Raw genomic sequence first — 14,039 nt, forward strand, 5'->3', positions numbered from 1 at the left:
TGTGCGGCGCGTCACTGGACGGCGGCCCGGCGATAGGCCCAGGTGGCGGCGGCCAGCGAAACGACGCCCACACCGGCGCACACGGCGAGGTCCCCGAGCACGAACGCCCAGTCGGGATCCGGTCCGAACGTCCGCGCGAACGCCTCGACCCCGTAGGTCGAGGGCAGCAGATCCCGCGCGAACCGCACCACCTCCGGCATCCGGTCCGGCGGCAGCACCCCCAGCAGCAGCGCGGCCGACATCCCGAGCTGCCCGAGCACGGTGGCCAGCTCCGGCCGCGGCGCGAGCAGCCCGAAGGCCGCGCCCAGCCCGGAGAGCGCGGCGCCCGCCAGCGGGATGACGGCCGCGAGCACCCACAGATGCGTCAGCGGCAGCCCGAACAGCACACACCCGAACACCGCCGTCACCAGCGTTCCGGGCACGGTGAAGGAGGCATAGGCCCCCGCCGCCCCCAGCACCACGGCGGCGGGCGGCACCGGCAGCGTCGCGTAGTGGTCGAGGCCGCCGCTCGCCCGCAGCTGCCCGAAGTACTGCGCCAGCAGATTGAGCGCGACGAACGCGACGACGAGCACCGCCGAGCCGGCCACGACCGACTCCGCCTCGCTGCCGCCGTCCACGACGCCCCGCATCATGATCAGGATGCCGACCGACTGGAAGGTCGCCACGAACAGCAGCGGGATCCGCGCCACCCGCGCCCGGGACAGCTGCGCCCGGTACACGGCCACGAGCGACGGCCACAGCCGCGCACGGGGCGCCAGCTCCGCGGCGCCCCGGACGGTCTCGGTGACGGCCCGGGTGCTGCCCGGCAGAACCTCGGCGGGTACGACACTCACGTGGCGCTGCTCCTCTTCCCTACGGCTCTCACAGCGTCCCATACGGACACGCGGGCACCGTCTGATACGGCCCCGGGCCTCCTCGCGCTCACGCCCTCACCAGCCCCTGCCGCGCGGCCCCGCCCAGCGCCAGGTACACGTCCTCCAGGCTGGGCGTGGCGAGGGTGAAGTCGTCCAGGGCGGCGAAGGCGGCCCCGCCGGTGACGGTGGCGACGATCGCGCGGGCCTCGTCGGGGGCCAGCCGCAGCGTCCAGCGGCGCCCGGACTCCACGGCCCGCTCCCGCAGCGCGGCGACCTCGGGCACGTCCAGCGGCGCCCGCTCCCGCCACACCAGCTCGACCCGCACCTCGCCGGCGACCTGCTCCTTGAGTCCGGCGGGCGTGTCGCAGGCGATGACCCGGCCCTTGTCGAGGACCGCGACCCGGTCGAGCACGGTCTCGGCCTCGATGACGTTGTGGGTGACCAGGAGCACGGTCGTGCCCCGTTCGGCCCTGCGCCGGTCGACGGCGCTCCACACCGCCCGCCGCGCGACGGGGTCCATCCCGGTGGTCGGCTCGTCCAGCACCAGCAACGGCCGTTCCCCCACCAGGGCGGACGCGAAGCACGCCAGCCTCCGCTGTCCGCCGGACAGCTTGCGCAGCGGCCGCCCGGCGATCGGGGTGAGCCCCAGCTCGTCGAGGACGGCGTCCCGTTCCTGCCGGGCCCGGCGTACGTCGAGGCCGCGCAGCCGTCCGGTGGTCTCGGCGGCCAGGGAGACGGTGAGCTCGTCGAGGGCGGTGGACTCCTGGCCGAGGTAGGCGAGGATGCGCGCGGCCCGCTCGGGGTGGCGCACGATGTCGTGTCCGAGGATCTCCACACTGCCCGCGTCGGGCCGCATCAGCCCGGTGAGCTGCCGTACGAGGGTGGACTTGCCGGCCCCGTTCGGGCCGAGCAGCCCGAAGATCTCACCGCGCCGGATGTCCAGTTCCACGGCGTCGGTGGCCCGTACCTCGGGGGTCGCAGGGGTGCCGCGCCGGCCCCGTACCGCCGGATAGGTCTTGGTCAGTCCGCGCACGGCGCACACGACCTGGTCCTCGTGCCGGATGGCCGATGCCGCGCGCGTACTCACAAGGGACGAGGGTACGGGGTCGGGGCGGCCCGGTCGCCGTCGGGGGCGCCCCGAGTGCCCGGTTCGGTCCCCGTCAGTCCCCCGCGGGCGCGTGCTCGGCGGCGGTCCGGACGTCGACCTCGCGCCAGAAGCCCGCCCGGATGGCGTAGCGGTCGTGCTCGTCGATCTGGTCGTCCTTGTGCGCGAGCAGTCCGAAGCGGGCCGCGTACCGGAGCAGCTCGCCGTCGATGCGGTGCGGGATCCGCGGGTACATGCCGGACAGTTTCTGCAGATGGCTCTGGTCGCCGAGGCGTCCCATCCACCGGCGGGCGAAGACCTGCCCCACCTCGTACGGATCGCCGCCGACGGTGGTGATGTCCTCCTCGCGGTCCGCCCACCGCTGCTCCGCCGTGGTCAGCTGCGCCAGCGTCGGCATGGAGGTGGCCTCGGGCGGCTCGGCGACGACACCGGGCCGGTCGACCCAGCCCCGGTCGGAGGACCAGCGCAGGGTCGCGGTGGCGGGGTGCTGGACCGGATGGGTGCCGGGCGCGCGCAGGGCCGCGAGGTCCTTGGGGGTGGGGACGCCTTTGGGCGCGGGGACGCGCTCCTGCGTGCCGCCCCGGTCGTCGGAGGCCGCGGTGGCGTGCTCGGGCTCCTCGGAGGGGCGCTCGGCGGCGGGGGCGAGGCCGGCGTCGGGCAGCGGCGCGGAGAGGATCGCGGCGATCTCGGGCCGGGGCGCGGGCGGCGGCGCGCACACCCCGCCGAGTTCCTTGGCGCGTACGGCCTTGGTGATCCACGTACGGTCCAGGACGCGCCGCTCGTCGGCCTCCGCGACCAGGTCCTCGGACTGGTTGTAGTCGCCGTCGGCGGCCTGGACGGCCCACAGGTGGACGGCGACGCCGTGCTCCTTGGCGGCCATCATGCCGGGCAGCAGATCGCCGTCGCCGGTGACCAGCACGACGTCGGAGCAGGCGCGGTTGCGGGCCAGCTCGGTCAGTTCGGCGTGCATCGCGGCGTCGACGCCCTTCTGGGCCCACCGCCCGTCGCTGCGGGTCAGGGCGCCCAGCCGGACGGTGACCCGGGGCATGACCCGCAGCCTGCGGTGCTCGGGCTGGGGGACACGGTCGGGGGCGCCGTCGAACCAGTAGATGCGCAGCAGCGGGCGTTCGGTGTCGGACTCGGCCTGTTCGCGCAGGCCCTGGACGAGGGCGGGGTGGTCGACGGTGATCCGGGATCGCGAGGGTTCTCCGGCGAGGAGGCTGGCGGCGGCCCCCAGCAGATACCCGGCGTCCACCAGGACGATGCAGCGGTCCACGCGACTCACCCTCTTCCCTGGAGGTTTGCTTCGGGCTTCCTTCGAGTCTGCCCGACCGTGCGGGGGTTAACGGCCCGAACTCGATCTTCGGCGTGGCGTTTCGGGGCGATCCGCTCCGAGAATCCCTGTCACGGACGGTAATTATCCGAAATGCGTCGTAAGTCAGCCTATGTGAATCTGGTCGCGGCCCTGGCCCCTAGATCCCCCACAGGAGGCAGATCACCATGGCCAAGAACAAGAAGCAGGATCGTAAGCAGCCGCAGTCCGAGCGTGGTCCGCAGCAGGCGCAGCACTCCTCGATGCAGGAGCAGGGCGAGCAACAGATCGCGGGGGTGACTCCCGCGGACGTCGCCCGCAAGGGCCGGCAGAAGCGCTTCGGTCACAACTGACATCCGCGCGGCGGGCTGTTGCAGCCCAGGCACACCGAGGGGCGCGTCCGGTTCCGGACGCGCCCCTCGCGTGGACCACCGCGGGTCCTCGTCAGCCCGCCAGGCAGGACGGGCCGAGCAGCACCTTGAGGTCGCCGAAGAGGGCCGGATCGGGCTTGACCCGGTGCCGGTCCAGGCGCAGTACGGTCGTCCTGGTCGGCCCCTGGAGCTTGATCCGGACCTCGCTGTCACCCTTGTGGTGGGTGAGGATCTCGTTGAGCCGGCTGACCATCGGCGGGGTGACCCGGGTGGCCGGGATGGTGAGGACCACCGGCGCGTTGGCGCCCGCGGTGGACAGGTCGGGGACCATCAGCTCCATCGCGACCAGACGGGGCACGTCCTCGCGCTTGTCGAGGCGGCCCTTGACGAAGACCACGGCGTCCTCGACGAGTTGGGTGGACACCAGCTGGTAGGTCGCCGGGAAGAACATGCACTCGATGGAGCCGGCGAGGTCCTCCACGGTGGCGATCGCCCAGGCGTTGCCCTGTTTGGTCATCTTGCGCTGCAGACCCGAGATGATGCCGCCGATGGTCACCACCGCGCCGTCGGCGTGCTCGCCCCCGGTGAGCTGGGCGATGCCCGCGTCCGCCTTGTCGGACAGCACGTGCTCCAGACCGAAGAGCGGGTGGTCGGAGACGTACAGGCCGAGCATCTCCCGCTCCTGGGCGAGCAGATAGGTCTTCTCCCACTCCTCGTCCGTGAAGACCACGTCGAGTCCGAAGCCGGGCTCGCTCGTCTGCTCCTCGCCCATCCCGCCGAAGAGGTCGAACTGCCCCTCGGCCTCCTTGCGCTTGACCGCCACCACGTTGTCGATCATCGGCTCGAACTGCGCGGTGAGGCCCTTGCGGGTGTGGCCCATGGAGTCGAAGGCGCCGGCCTTGATCAGGGACTCCGTCGTCCGCTTGTTGCAGACCACGGCCTCGACCTTGTCGAGGTAGTCGGGGAAGGAGGCGTACTTCCCCTTGGCCTTGCGGCACTTGATGATCGACTCGACGACGTTGGTGCCGACGTTGCGGACGGCGGACAGGCCGAAGAGGATCACGTCGTCGCCCTGGGCGGCGAAGTTGGCCTCGGACTCGTTCACGTTCGGCGGGAGCACCCGGATGCCCATGCGACGGCACTCGTTGAGGTAGATCGCCGACTTGTCCTTGTCGTCCTTGACGGACGTCAGCAGCGCGGCCATGTACTCGGCGGGGTAGTTCGCCTTCAGGTACGCGGTCCAGTACGAGACCAGTCCGTACGCGGCCGAGTGGGCCTTGTTGAAGGCGTACCCGGCGAACGGGACCAGCACGTCCCACAGCGCCTGGATGGCCTCGTCGCTGTAGCCGTTCTTCTGGGCGCCGGACTGGAAGATGGTGAAGTTCTTCGCCAGCTCGTCGGGCTTCTTCTTGCCCATCACGCGGCGGAGGATGTCGGCCTCGCCGAGCGAGTAGCCGGCGATGATCTGGGCGGCCTTCTGCACCTGCTCCTGGTAGACGATCAGGCCGTAGGTGACGTCCAGGACCTCCTTGAGCGGTGCCTCCAGCTCGGGGTGGATCGGGGTGATCTCCTGCTGGCCGTTCTTGCGGAGGGCGTAGTTCGTGTGCGAGTTCATGCCCATCGGGCCCGGGCGGTACAGGGCCGACACGGCGGAGATGTCTTCGAAGTTGTCGGGCTTCATCAGCCGCAGCAGCGAGCGCATGGGGCCGCCGTCGAACTGGAACACGCCGAGGGTGTCGCCGCGCTGGAGCAGTTCGAAGGTCGTCGGGTCGTCCAGCGGGAGGGCCAGGAGGTCGATGTCGATCCCCTTGTTGGCCTTCACCATCTTGACGGCGTCGTCCATGATCGTGAGGTTGCGCAGGCCCAGGAAGTCCATCTTCAGCAGGCCGAGCGACTCACAGCTCGGGTAGTCCCACTGGGTGATGGTCACGCCGTCGGTGTGCCTCACCCAGACCGGGACGTGCTCGGTGATGGTCTCGCTGGACATGATCACGCCGGCGGCGTGCACACCCATCTGCCGGACCAGGCCCTCCACCCCGCGCGCGGTGTCGATGACCTTCTTCACGTCCGGCTCGTTCTCGTACATCGAGCGGACCTCGCCCGCCTCCGAGTAGCGGGGGTGGGCGGGGTCGGTGATGCCGGAGAGCGGGATGCCCTTGCCGAGGACGTCGGCGGGCATGGCCTTGGTGATGCGGTCGCCCATCGCGTACGGGTAGCCCAGCACGCGCGCGGAGTCCTTGATCGCGTTCTTGGCCTTGATGGTGCCGTACGTGCCGATCATGGCGACCTTGTCGGCGCCGTACTTCTCGGTCACGTACCGGATCACCTCGACGCGCCGACGCTCGTCGAAGTCGATGTCGACATCGGGCATCGAGATGCGCTCGGGGTTGAGGAACCGCTCGAAGATCAGACCGTGCGGGATGGGGTCGAGGTCGGTGATGCCGAGGGCGTACGCGACGATCGAACCGGCCGCGGAGCCTCGGCCGGGGCCGACCGCGATGCCCTGCTTCTTGGCCCACATGATGAAGTCGGCGACGACGAGGAAGTAGCCCGGGAAGCCCATCGAGATGATGGTGTCCATCTCGTACTCGACCTGCTTCATACGGTCGTCCGGGATGCCGTCGGGGAAGCGGCGGTGCATGCCGCGCATGGTCTCCTCGCGGAACCAGCTGACCTCGGTGTAGCCCTCCGGGATGTCGAACTTGGGCATGAGGTCGCGCTTCTCGAACATCCCGGTGGTGTCGACCTGCTCGGCCACCAGGAGCGTGTTGGCGCAGCCCTCCTGCCAGGCGTCCGAGGAGTCGATGGCGTACATCTCCTCCGTGGACTTCAGGTAGTAGCCGGTCCCGTCGAACTTGAAGCGGTCCGGGTCGGAGAGGTTCTTGCCGGTCTGGATGCACAGCAGGGCGTCGTGGGCGGTCGCCTCGTGCGCGTACGTGTAGTGCGAGTCGTTCGTCACCAGCGGCGGGATGCCGAGCTTCTTGCCGATCTCCAGCAGACCGTCGCGGACCCGGTGCTCGATGTCGATGCCGTGGTCCATCAGCTCCAGGAAGTAGCGGTCCTTGCCGAAGATGTCCTGGTAGTCGGCGGCCGCCTTCAGGGCCTCGTCGTACTGGCCGAGGCGCAGCCGGGTCTGGAGCTCGCCGGAGGGGCAGCCGGTGGAGGCGATGAGCCCCTCGGACCACTTGGCGATGGTCTCCTTGTCCATGCGGGGCCACTTCTGCAGCCAGCCCTCGGCGTACGCGTCCGAGGAGAGCCGGAAGAGGTTGTGCAGGCCGGTCGCGTTCGCCGCCCAGATCGTCTTGTGGGTGTAGCCGCCGGAACCGGAGACGTCGTCGCGCTTCTGGTGCGGCTGGCCCCACTGGATCTTGCGCTTGTTGCGCCGCGACTCGGGGGCGACATACGCCTCGATCCCGATGATCGGGGTGATTCCGGCCTTCTTCGCGGAGTGGTAGAAGTCGTACGCCCCGTGGAGGTTGCCGTGGTCGGACATGGCGATGTGGGTCATGCCCATCTCGTTGCACGCGTTGAACATGTCCTTCAGCCGCGCGGCACCGTCCAGCAGCGAGTACTGGGTGTGGACGTGCAGGTGCGTGAACGGCGGCTTTGACACGGCGTGGCCTCCAAGGGAAACACTCGACGACGGGCTGGGGGACAGTCCGGGGGTCAGCGTCGAAGTCTATGCCTCGCCACTGACACTCGGACCGCTTCCCCGCGTACCTTCACACCGGGGTCCGCGGGCACTTCCGCGCGGCTCCGCCCGTTGGAGACGACAGAAACGCTGTCGTACACGTCATGCACCAGGAGGCACCCGCGATGTCGGTTCAGCAGCTCAACGACGAGCACCGCGGCGAGGAGATCCTCGCCGTCTTCGACACCGCGTTCGGCGAGCTCCTGGCCGCCGACCCGGCCGCGTTCCGTGTGAAGTTCCGCAAGATGGCGGCCTCGGCGTTCGCCTTCTACCGGGGCACGGCGGCGCTCTTCTACCACGACCTGGACGGGGAGAAGCTGGGCGGCCCGTTCCTCGACGAGCGCACCTCGCGCGTGTGGATCCACGGCGACCTGCACGCGGAGAACTTCGGCACGTACATGGACGCCACCGGCCGGCTGATCTTCAACGTCAACGACTTCGACGAGGCGTACGTCGGCCCCTTCACCTGGGACCTCAAGCGCCTCTCCGCCTCGATCGCCCTCATCGGCTACGCGAAGGCGCTCAGCGACGACCAGATCACCGAGCTGGTGCAGGTGTACGCGGGCGCGTACCGCGAGCGCATCCGCGCGCTGGCCTCCGGCGCCAAGAACGACGAGGTTCCGCCGTTCACCCTGGACACCGCTCAGGGCCCGCTGCTGGACGCGCTGCGCGACGCCCGCTCGCTGACCCGCTTCGGCCTCCTGGACTCCATGACGGAGATCCGCGACTTCGAGCGCCGCTTCGCGCCGGGCGGCGGCTCCATCGAGCTGGACGCGGCCACCCGCTACAAGGTGCTCGCGGCCTTCGACGGCTATCTGGAGACCCTGCCGGAGGCGTCCCTGTCCCGCCCCGACTCCTACCGCGTCAAGGACGTCGTCGGCCGCCGCGGCATCGGCATCGGCTCGGCCGGGCTGCCCTCGTACAACATCCTCCTGGAGGGCCACACCGACGCCCTGGAGAACGATGTCGTGATCTACATCAAGCAGGCCCAGACCCCGGCCGTCTCCCGTCACATCACCGACCCGGCGATCCGCGGCTACTTCCAGCACGAGGGCCACCGCACGGTGATCTCGCAGCGCGCCCTCCAGCAGCACGCCGACCCGTGGCTGGGCTGGACCGAGCTGGACGGCGCGGGCCAGCTGGTCGCCGAGGTCTCGCCGTACGCCGTGGACCTGGACTGGGGCGACATCGACGACCCGGAGGAGATCGCGGGCGTCGTCGCCGACCTGGGCCGCGCCACGGCGACGATGCACGCGGCGGCGGACGACACCTCCGGCGAGTCGCTGGTGCCGTTCTCCACCGAGCGGGCCATCGACGCGGCGATCGCGGCCGACGAGGCGGGCTTCTCCCCCCTCCTGGTGGACTTCGCGCACAGCTACGGCGCACGCGCGCGTGCGGACCACCAGATCTTCGTCGACCTGTTCCGCAACGGCCGGATCCCCGGTCTGTGACAACAGCTCGCTAACGGTCCGCCGTCTCACAGGGCCCCTTTAGGGGTCTCTTACGGGAGTGCGTGACAGACTTCCTCCGCCATGGACATATCCGGGACCCGACTCAGAGCCGTACGCGCGGCGCTGTTCACGGCAGTCGTCGTGACGCTCAGCACCGCGTCGCACGTCCTGCTGTCCCGGGCCCCGCTGCCGTTCAACACGGTGGCCGCCGTCGCGGCCGCCGTGTTCGTCCTCGCGTACGCCCTCGCGGGCCGCGAGTGCGGCTTCGGGCGGATCGCCGCCCTGCTGATCCCGCTGGAGCTGGCGGCCGACACCGTCTTCACCACGGGCCAGCACGTCTGCTACGGCCGCGCGGGCGGCCCGGTGGCAGGCCCGCTGGCCTCGGTCGGCTGGAACGTCCTGTGCGGCGACGGCACCCGCGTCGGCGCCCCCCTGGCCCAGGTCACCGGCACCGACCCCGAACGGCTCGGCGGGCTCCTCGCCCACGCCGACCCGGCCACCGCCTGGCTGCTGCTCGGCGCGCACGTCACCGTCGGCCTGATCGCGGCCGCCTGGCTGCGCCGGGGCGAGCGGGCGCTGGCCCAGCTGCTGCGGGCGACCGCCGCGACCACCTTCCGGCCGCTGCTGCTGGCGGTCGCCGCCGTGACCGTACGACGCGCCCCGGCGGCCCGCCGCCTGCCGCGGCCCGCGCACCGCACGGCCACCGCCAGGGACCGGATCCTCGTGCACTCCCTGGGCCGGCGCGGACCACCGCGCCCGGCCGCCCTCGGCCTCGCCGCCTGAGCGGCACGGCCCGGAGACACCCTTCGCGCGGCCTCGCCCGCGCACCTCACGAGCACGAGCAGTCCCTCACACGTATCCGCGCACGACCCGTGCGCATCCCTGATGGAGAACACCGACATGAGCAAGCGGAACAGCCAGGCGGCGAAGACGGCGGCCCGGGAGCGGCTGCGCATCGAGCGCGAGAAGCAGGCCAAGCGGGCGAAGGTCAGGCGGCAGCTCATCGTGGCCGCTTCGGCCGTCGGCGTGCTGGCCGCGGCCGGCGGCATAGGTTACGCCGTCGTCCAGGCCAACAAGCCGAGCTACTGGGAGGAGGCCAAGACCGCCGAGCTGGTCAAGCCGGCCAACACCAGCGGCAAGAACGGCACGACCGTCGTCCTCGGCAAGGACAGCGCCAAGAAGACCCTCGTGATGTACGAGGACGCGCGCTGCCCGGTCTGCGCCCAGTTCGAGCAGACCGTCGGCGCGACGGTGAAGAAGGACTACGACGACGGCAAGTTCAAGCTCCAGTACGTCGGCGCCACCTTCCTCGACCGCAGCCTGACCGGTGAGGGCTCCAAGAACGCGCTGAGCGCCCTGGGGGCCGCGCTCGACGTCAGCCCCGAGGCGTTCCTCGAGTACAAGACCGCGATGTACTCGGCGAAGTACCACCCCGACGAGAGCGAGGACAAGTTCAAGGACGACTCCTACCTGATCAAGGTGGCGAACACCGTCCCGGAGCTGAAGGACAACACCGAGTTCCAGAAGGCCGTGAAGAACGGCACCTACGACCGGTGGGCGCTGGAGATGTCGAAGACCTTCGACAAGAGCGGCGTCTCGGGCACCCCGACCCTGAAGATGGACGGCAAGACCCTCACCGGCTCCGACGGGAAGAACGCGCCGATGACCGTCGCCGACTTCAACACGGCGATCGAGGCGGCGCTCAAGGCCTGATCCGACGCTGAGTCAAAGAGCGGGCGAACATTTACACGTTCGCCCGCTCTTTTGTCGTACTGGTCAGTAATCTCATCGTCCGTGACCAGTCGATTCAGATCCTCCGAGAGCGCCGACACCTCGTCAGAGCGCCCCAACGCGCTGTCTCCGCGCCGCCGTACGGTCGTCAAGGCCGCGGCGGCCACTGCCGTGCTGGCCGGCCCGCTCGCCGCCGCCCTGCCGGCCCGCGCCGCCGCGGACACTCCGTCCTTCCTGCACGGTCTCGCCTCCGGCGACCCGCTGCCCGACGGCATCCTGCTGTGGACCCGGGTGACGCCCTCCGCCGAGGCGGTGCCGGGCTCGGGGCTCGGCCAGGACGTCGAGGTCAGCTGGACCGTGGCCAGGGACAAGGCGCTGACGAACGTCGTCGCCCAGGGCTCCACCACCGCGACGGCCGCCTCCGACCACACCGTGAAGGCCGACATCCGCGGCCTGGAGCAGGCCACCGACTACTGGTTCCGCTTCTCGGCCGGCGGCACGGACTCCCCGGTGGCGCGCACCCGCACCGCGCCGGCGGCGGACGCCTCGGTGGCGAACCTGCGCTTCGGCGTGGTCTCCTGCGCCAACTGGGAGGCCGGCTACTTCTCCTCGTACCGTCATCTTGCGGCCCGCGGCGACCTGGACGCCTGGCTGCACCTCGGCGACTACATCTACGAGTACGGCACCGGCGAGTACGGCGCGCGCGGCACCGTCGTACGGCAGACCTCGCCCACGCACGAGATCCTCACGCTCGCCGACTACCGCACCCGGCACGGCAAGTACAAGACGGACCCCGATCTGCAGGCCCTGCACGCCAAGGCGCCCGTCGTCGCGATCTGGGACGACCACGAGTTCGCCAACGACACCTGGTCGGGCGGCGCCGAGAACCACACCGAGGGCACCGAGGGCACCTGGGCGGCCCGTCAGGCGGCCGCCAAACAGGCCTACTTCGAGTGGATGCCGGTCCGCCCGGCGATCGCCGGCACCACCTACCGCCGGCTGCGCTTCGGCAAGCTGGCCGACCTGTCCCTGCTCGACCTGCGCTCCTTCCGCTCACAGCAGGTCAAGGTCGGCAACGGCTCGGTGGACGACCCGGACCGCACGCTCACCGGCCGTGCCCAGCTCGACTGGCTGAAGGCAGGCCTGAAGGCGTCGGACACCACCTGGCGGCTGGTCGGCAACTCCGTGATGATCTCGCCGTTCGCCATCGGCTCCCTCTCGGCGGACCTGCTCAAGCCGCTCGCCAAGCTGCTCGGCCTGCCCCAGGAGGGCCTGGCCCTCAACACCGACCAGTGGGACGGCTACACCGACGACCGCCGCGAACTCCTGGCCCACCTGCGCTCGAACGCCATCGGCAACACCGTCTTCCTGACCGGTGACATCCACATGGCGTGGGCCAACGACGTGCCCGTGGACGCCGGGACCTACCCCCTGTCGGCCTCGGCCGCCACGGAGTTCGTGGTCACCTCGGTGACCTCCGACAACCTCGACGACATCGTGAAGGTCCCCGAGGGCACCCTCACCGCGATCGCCGCGCCGATCATCAAGGCGGCCAACCGGCACGTCCACTTCGTCGACACCGACCGCCACGGCTACGGCGTCCTGGACATCACCGCCGGCCGCGCGCAGATGGACTACTACGTCCTGTCCGACCGCACCAGCGCCACCGCGACCTCCTCCTGGTGGCGTTCGTACCGCACGCGCAGCGGTACGCAGAAGGTGGAGCGGACGTACGACCCGGTCTGAGCCGGCTAGAGCGACTCGAGGAAGCCGAGTGCCACCCGCCAGGTGGCCTCGGCGGCCTCCGCGTCGTAGTCCGGCAGGCCGGGATCGGTGTACAGGTGCCCGGCGCCCGCGTACCGGTAGATCTCCACGTCGGCGCCCGCTCTGCCCATCTGCAGGTACCAGGCGCTCAGCCAGTCGTCGGTCTCGAACGGATCCGGCTCGGCCACGTGCAGCTGGACCGGCAGCCCGTCCACCGAGACATGGGGCGCGAGGTCCGAGGTGCCGTGCAGGAGGAGCAGGCCGCGCGCCTTCTCGTCGCCGAGGGCGAGGGTCTGGGCGATCGACGCGCCCAGCGAGAAACCGGCGTACACGAGCCCTCGCTCCGAGTAGGGCGCGGCGGCCAGGACGGCTCTCCTCAGCAGCTCGTCCTTGCCGATCTCCTCCTTGTGGGCCATGCCCTCCTCGGCCGTCCCGAACGTACGCCCCTCGAAGAGGTCCGGCGTCCACACCTCGTGGCCGGCCGCGCGCAGCCGGTCGGCCGCCGCGCGCACCGCGGGACGCAGTCCGTAGGTCGAGTGAAAGAGCATGATGTTCATGCGCCCATGGTGCCAGCCTGCACCGACGACCCTGTGCGTGCGCCTCCTCACAGAAACCGCATGTTCAAGGTCGCGCGGACCCGGTTACGTTCGAAGGCATGGAGAACCTGCTCCGACCCGTGATCGTGGTCGGCGGTTCGGTCGTACTGGGAATACTCATCGGCTGGGCCACCGACCGTCTGCTGTCCAAGGCCGACCGACGGCATCCGGAGACCCCGCTGTGGGGTCTGCTGCGCCGTGGCCGCATTCCGTATCAGCTGGTGCTGTGCGCGGCGATGCTGAGAGGGGCGTACGACGAGGCGCAGCTGCTGGAGGACCACCGGACCGGGATCGGCCAGGTGCTCACCCTGGTGCTGATCGGCTCGGCCGCCTGGCTGGTGATCCGCATCGCGGCGGCGATCGTCGAGACGTCGTACTCCCGCTACGCGCGCGTGCACCGCGACCCGGCCCGGGTGCGGCGGGTCCGCACCCAGGTGTCGCTGATCATGCGGGTGGTGTCGGCCGTCGTCGGGGTGGTGGCGGTGGCGGCGATGCTGCTGACGTTCCCGGCGATGCGCGCGGCGGGTGCCTCGCTGCTGGCCTCGGCCGGCATCCTCGGCATCGTCGCCGGTGTGGCCGCCCAGTCGACGCTCAGCAACATGTTCGCCGGGCTGCAGATCGCCTTCGGCGACATGGTGCGCATCGGCGACACGGTCGTGGTGGACGGCGAATGGGGCACCGTCGAGGAGATCACGCTGACCTTCCTGACGGTGCGGACGTGGGACGAGCGCCGGATCACCATGCCGGTGTCGTACTTCACCTCGAAGCCGTTCGAGAACTGGTCGCGCGGCACACCGCAGATGACCGGCATCGTCTACTGGCACGTCGACCACACCGCGCCGGTGGACGCGATGCGCGAGAAGCTGCGCGACATCCTGCGCGAGTGCCCGGCCTGGGACGGCCGCGCCTGCGGCCTGGACGTCACGGACACCACCCCGAACACCATGCAGGTGCGGGCCCTGGTCACGGCGAAGGACGCCGACGACATCTGGACGGTCCGGGTCGCGGTCCGCGAGCAGATGGTCCGCTGGCTGGCCAGGGAGCACCCGTACGCGCTCCCGCGCGTCAACACGGCGGACGCCACCCCGCCGCCGGGCCGGCTCCCCGGCCAGGCCTCCTCCCGGGACCGGGACGGGGCCGTGCACCGCATGTGACCCGCGGCCG

Annotated in this window: 11 protein-coding genes; 6 read left to right on the forward strand and 5 right to left on the reverse strand. The window is 70.7% G+C overall.

Annotated features, from left to right (window positions below; all coding sequences use genetic code 11):
• Positions 1-11 precede the first annotated feature (11 nt).
• The 3 genes from ACFY2L_RS01645 to ACFY2L_RS01655 all read right to left on the reverse strand — a co-directional run bounded on the left by ACFY2L_RS01645 (position 12) and on the right by ACFY2L_RS01655 (position 3,235).
• Positions 12-833: an ABC transporter permease gene (locus tag ACFY2L_RS01645; RefSeq protein ID WP_390821238.1), complete on the reverse strand. Its 822-nt coding sequence runs from the start codon at positions 831-833 to the stop codon at positions 12-14.
• A gap of 88 nt (positions 834-921) precedes the next feature.
• Complete coding sequence (locus ACFY2L_RS01650) at positions 922-1,896, reverse strand: ABC transporter ATP-binding protein (RefSeq protein ID WP_390821689.1); 975 nt, start codon at positions 1,894-1,896, stop codon at positions 922-924.
• A gap of 118 nt (positions 1,897-2,014) precedes the next feature.
• The gene (locus tag ACFY2L_RS01655) at positions 2,015-3,235 is read right to left on the reverse strand and encodes an NYN domain-containing protein (RefSeq protein ID WP_390655867.1); all 1,221 of its coding nucleotides are present in this window, start codon (positions 3,233-3,235) and stop codon (positions 2,015-2,017) included.
• 224 nt (positions 3,236-3,459) lie between these two features.
• Between ACFY2L_RS01655 and ACFY2L_RS01660 the strand changes: the two genes are divergently transcribed.
• Complete coding sequence (locus tag ACFY2L_RS01660) at positions 3,460-3,624, forward strand: hypothetical protein (protein ID WP_390655866.1); 165 nt, start codon at positions 3,460-3,462, stop codon at positions 3,622-3,624.
• Positions 3,625-3,715: 91 nt separating this feature from the next.
• On the opposite strand, the gene dnaE is transcribed toward ACFY2L_RS01660, so the two are convergent.
• On the reverse strand, positions 3,716-7,255 hold the full coding sequence (gene dnaE, locus ACFY2L_RS01665) for a DNA polymerase III subunit alpha (RefSeq protein ID WP_390655865.1): 3,540 nt from the start codon (positions 7,253-7,255) through the stop codon (positions 3,716-3,718).
• A 203-nt stretch (positions 7,256-7,458) separates the two neighbouring features.
• Between dnaE and ACFY2L_RS01670 the strand changes: the two genes are divergently transcribed.
• The 4 genes from ACFY2L_RS01670 (at position 7,459) to ACFY2L_RS01685 (ending at position 12,261) form a co-directional block, all read left to right on the forward strand.
• Positions 7,459-8,784, forward strand: a complete 1,326-nt coding sequence (locus ACFY2L_RS01670) for a DUF2252 domain-containing protein (RefSeq protein ID WP_390821239.1) — start codon at positions 7,459-7,461, stop codon at positions 8,782-8,784.
• An 81-nt stretch (positions 8,785-8,865) separates the two neighbouring features.
• On the forward strand, positions 8,866-9,567 hold the full coding sequence (locus ACFY2L_RS01675) for a hypothetical protein (protein ID WP_390655863.1): 702 nt from the start codon (positions 8,866-8,868) through the stop codon (positions 9,565-9,567).
• 117 nt (positions 9,568-9,684) lie between these two features.
• A complete protein-coding gene (locus ACFY2L_RS01680; protein WP_390655862.1) occupies positions 9,685-10,497 on the forward strand; it encodes a DsbA family protein in 813 nt (270 codons plus the stop codon).
• A gap of 81 nt (positions 10,498-10,578) precedes the next feature.
• Complete coding sequence (locus ACFY2L_RS01685; RefSeq protein WP_390821241.1) at positions 10,579-12,261, forward strand: alkaline phosphatase D family protein; 1,683 nt, start codon at positions 10,579-10,581, stop codon at positions 12,259-12,261.
• Between the two features lie 5 nt (positions 12,262-12,266).
• Here the strand turns inward: ACFY2L_RS01685 and ACFY2L_RS01690 are convergent, their stop codons facing one another.
• The gene (locus tag ACFY2L_RS01690; RefSeq protein WP_390655860.1) at positions 12,267-12,836 is read right to left on the reverse strand and encodes a dienelactone hydrolase family protein; all 570 of its coding nucleotides are present in this window, start codon (positions 12,834-12,836) and stop codon (positions 12,267-12,269) included.
• 98 nt (positions 12,837-12,934) lie between these two features.
• On the opposite strand from ACFY2L_RS01690, the gene ACFY2L_RS01695 reads away from it, so the two are divergent.
• The gene (locus tag ACFY2L_RS01695) at positions 12,935-14,029 is read left to right on the forward strand and encodes a mechanosensitive ion channel family protein (RefSeq protein WP_390655859.1); all 1,095 of its coding nucleotides are present in this window, start codon (positions 12,935-12,937) and stop codon (positions 14,027-14,029) included.
• Positions 14,030-14,039 lie beyond the last annotated feature (10 nt).

The organism is Streptomyces sp. NPDC001381, assembly GCF_042895685.1.
In the GTDB taxonomy this organism is placed as follows: domain Bacteria; phylum Actinomycetota; class Actinomycetes; order Streptomycetales; family Streptomycetaceae; genus Streptomyces.

Coding starts and splice junctions, on each gene's coding strand:
- ACFY2L_RS01660 (WP_390655866.1), top strand. CDS start 3,460: ATGGCCAAGAACAAGAAGCAGGATCGTAAGCAGCCGCAGTCCGAGCGT.
- ACFY2L_RS01670 (WP_390821239.1), top strand. CDS start 7,459: ATGTCGGTTCAGCAGCTCAACGACGAGCACCGCGGCGAGGAGATCCTC.
- ACFY2L_RS01675 (WP_390655863.1), top strand. CDS start 8,866: ATGGACATATCCGGGACCCGACTCAGAGCCGTACGCGCGGCGCTGTTC.
- ACFY2L_RS01680 (WP_390655862.1), top strand. CDS start 9,685: ATGAGCAAGCGGAACAGCCAGGCGGCGAAGACGGCGGCCCGGGAGCGG.
- ACFY2L_RS01690 (WP_390655860.1), bottom strand. CDS start 12,836: ATGAACATCATGCTCTTTCACTCGACCTACGGACTGCGTCCCGCGGTG.
- ACFY2L_RS01695 (WP_390655859.1), top strand. CDS start 12,935: ATGGAGAACCTGCTCCGACCCGTGATCGTGGTCGGCGGTTCGGTCGTA.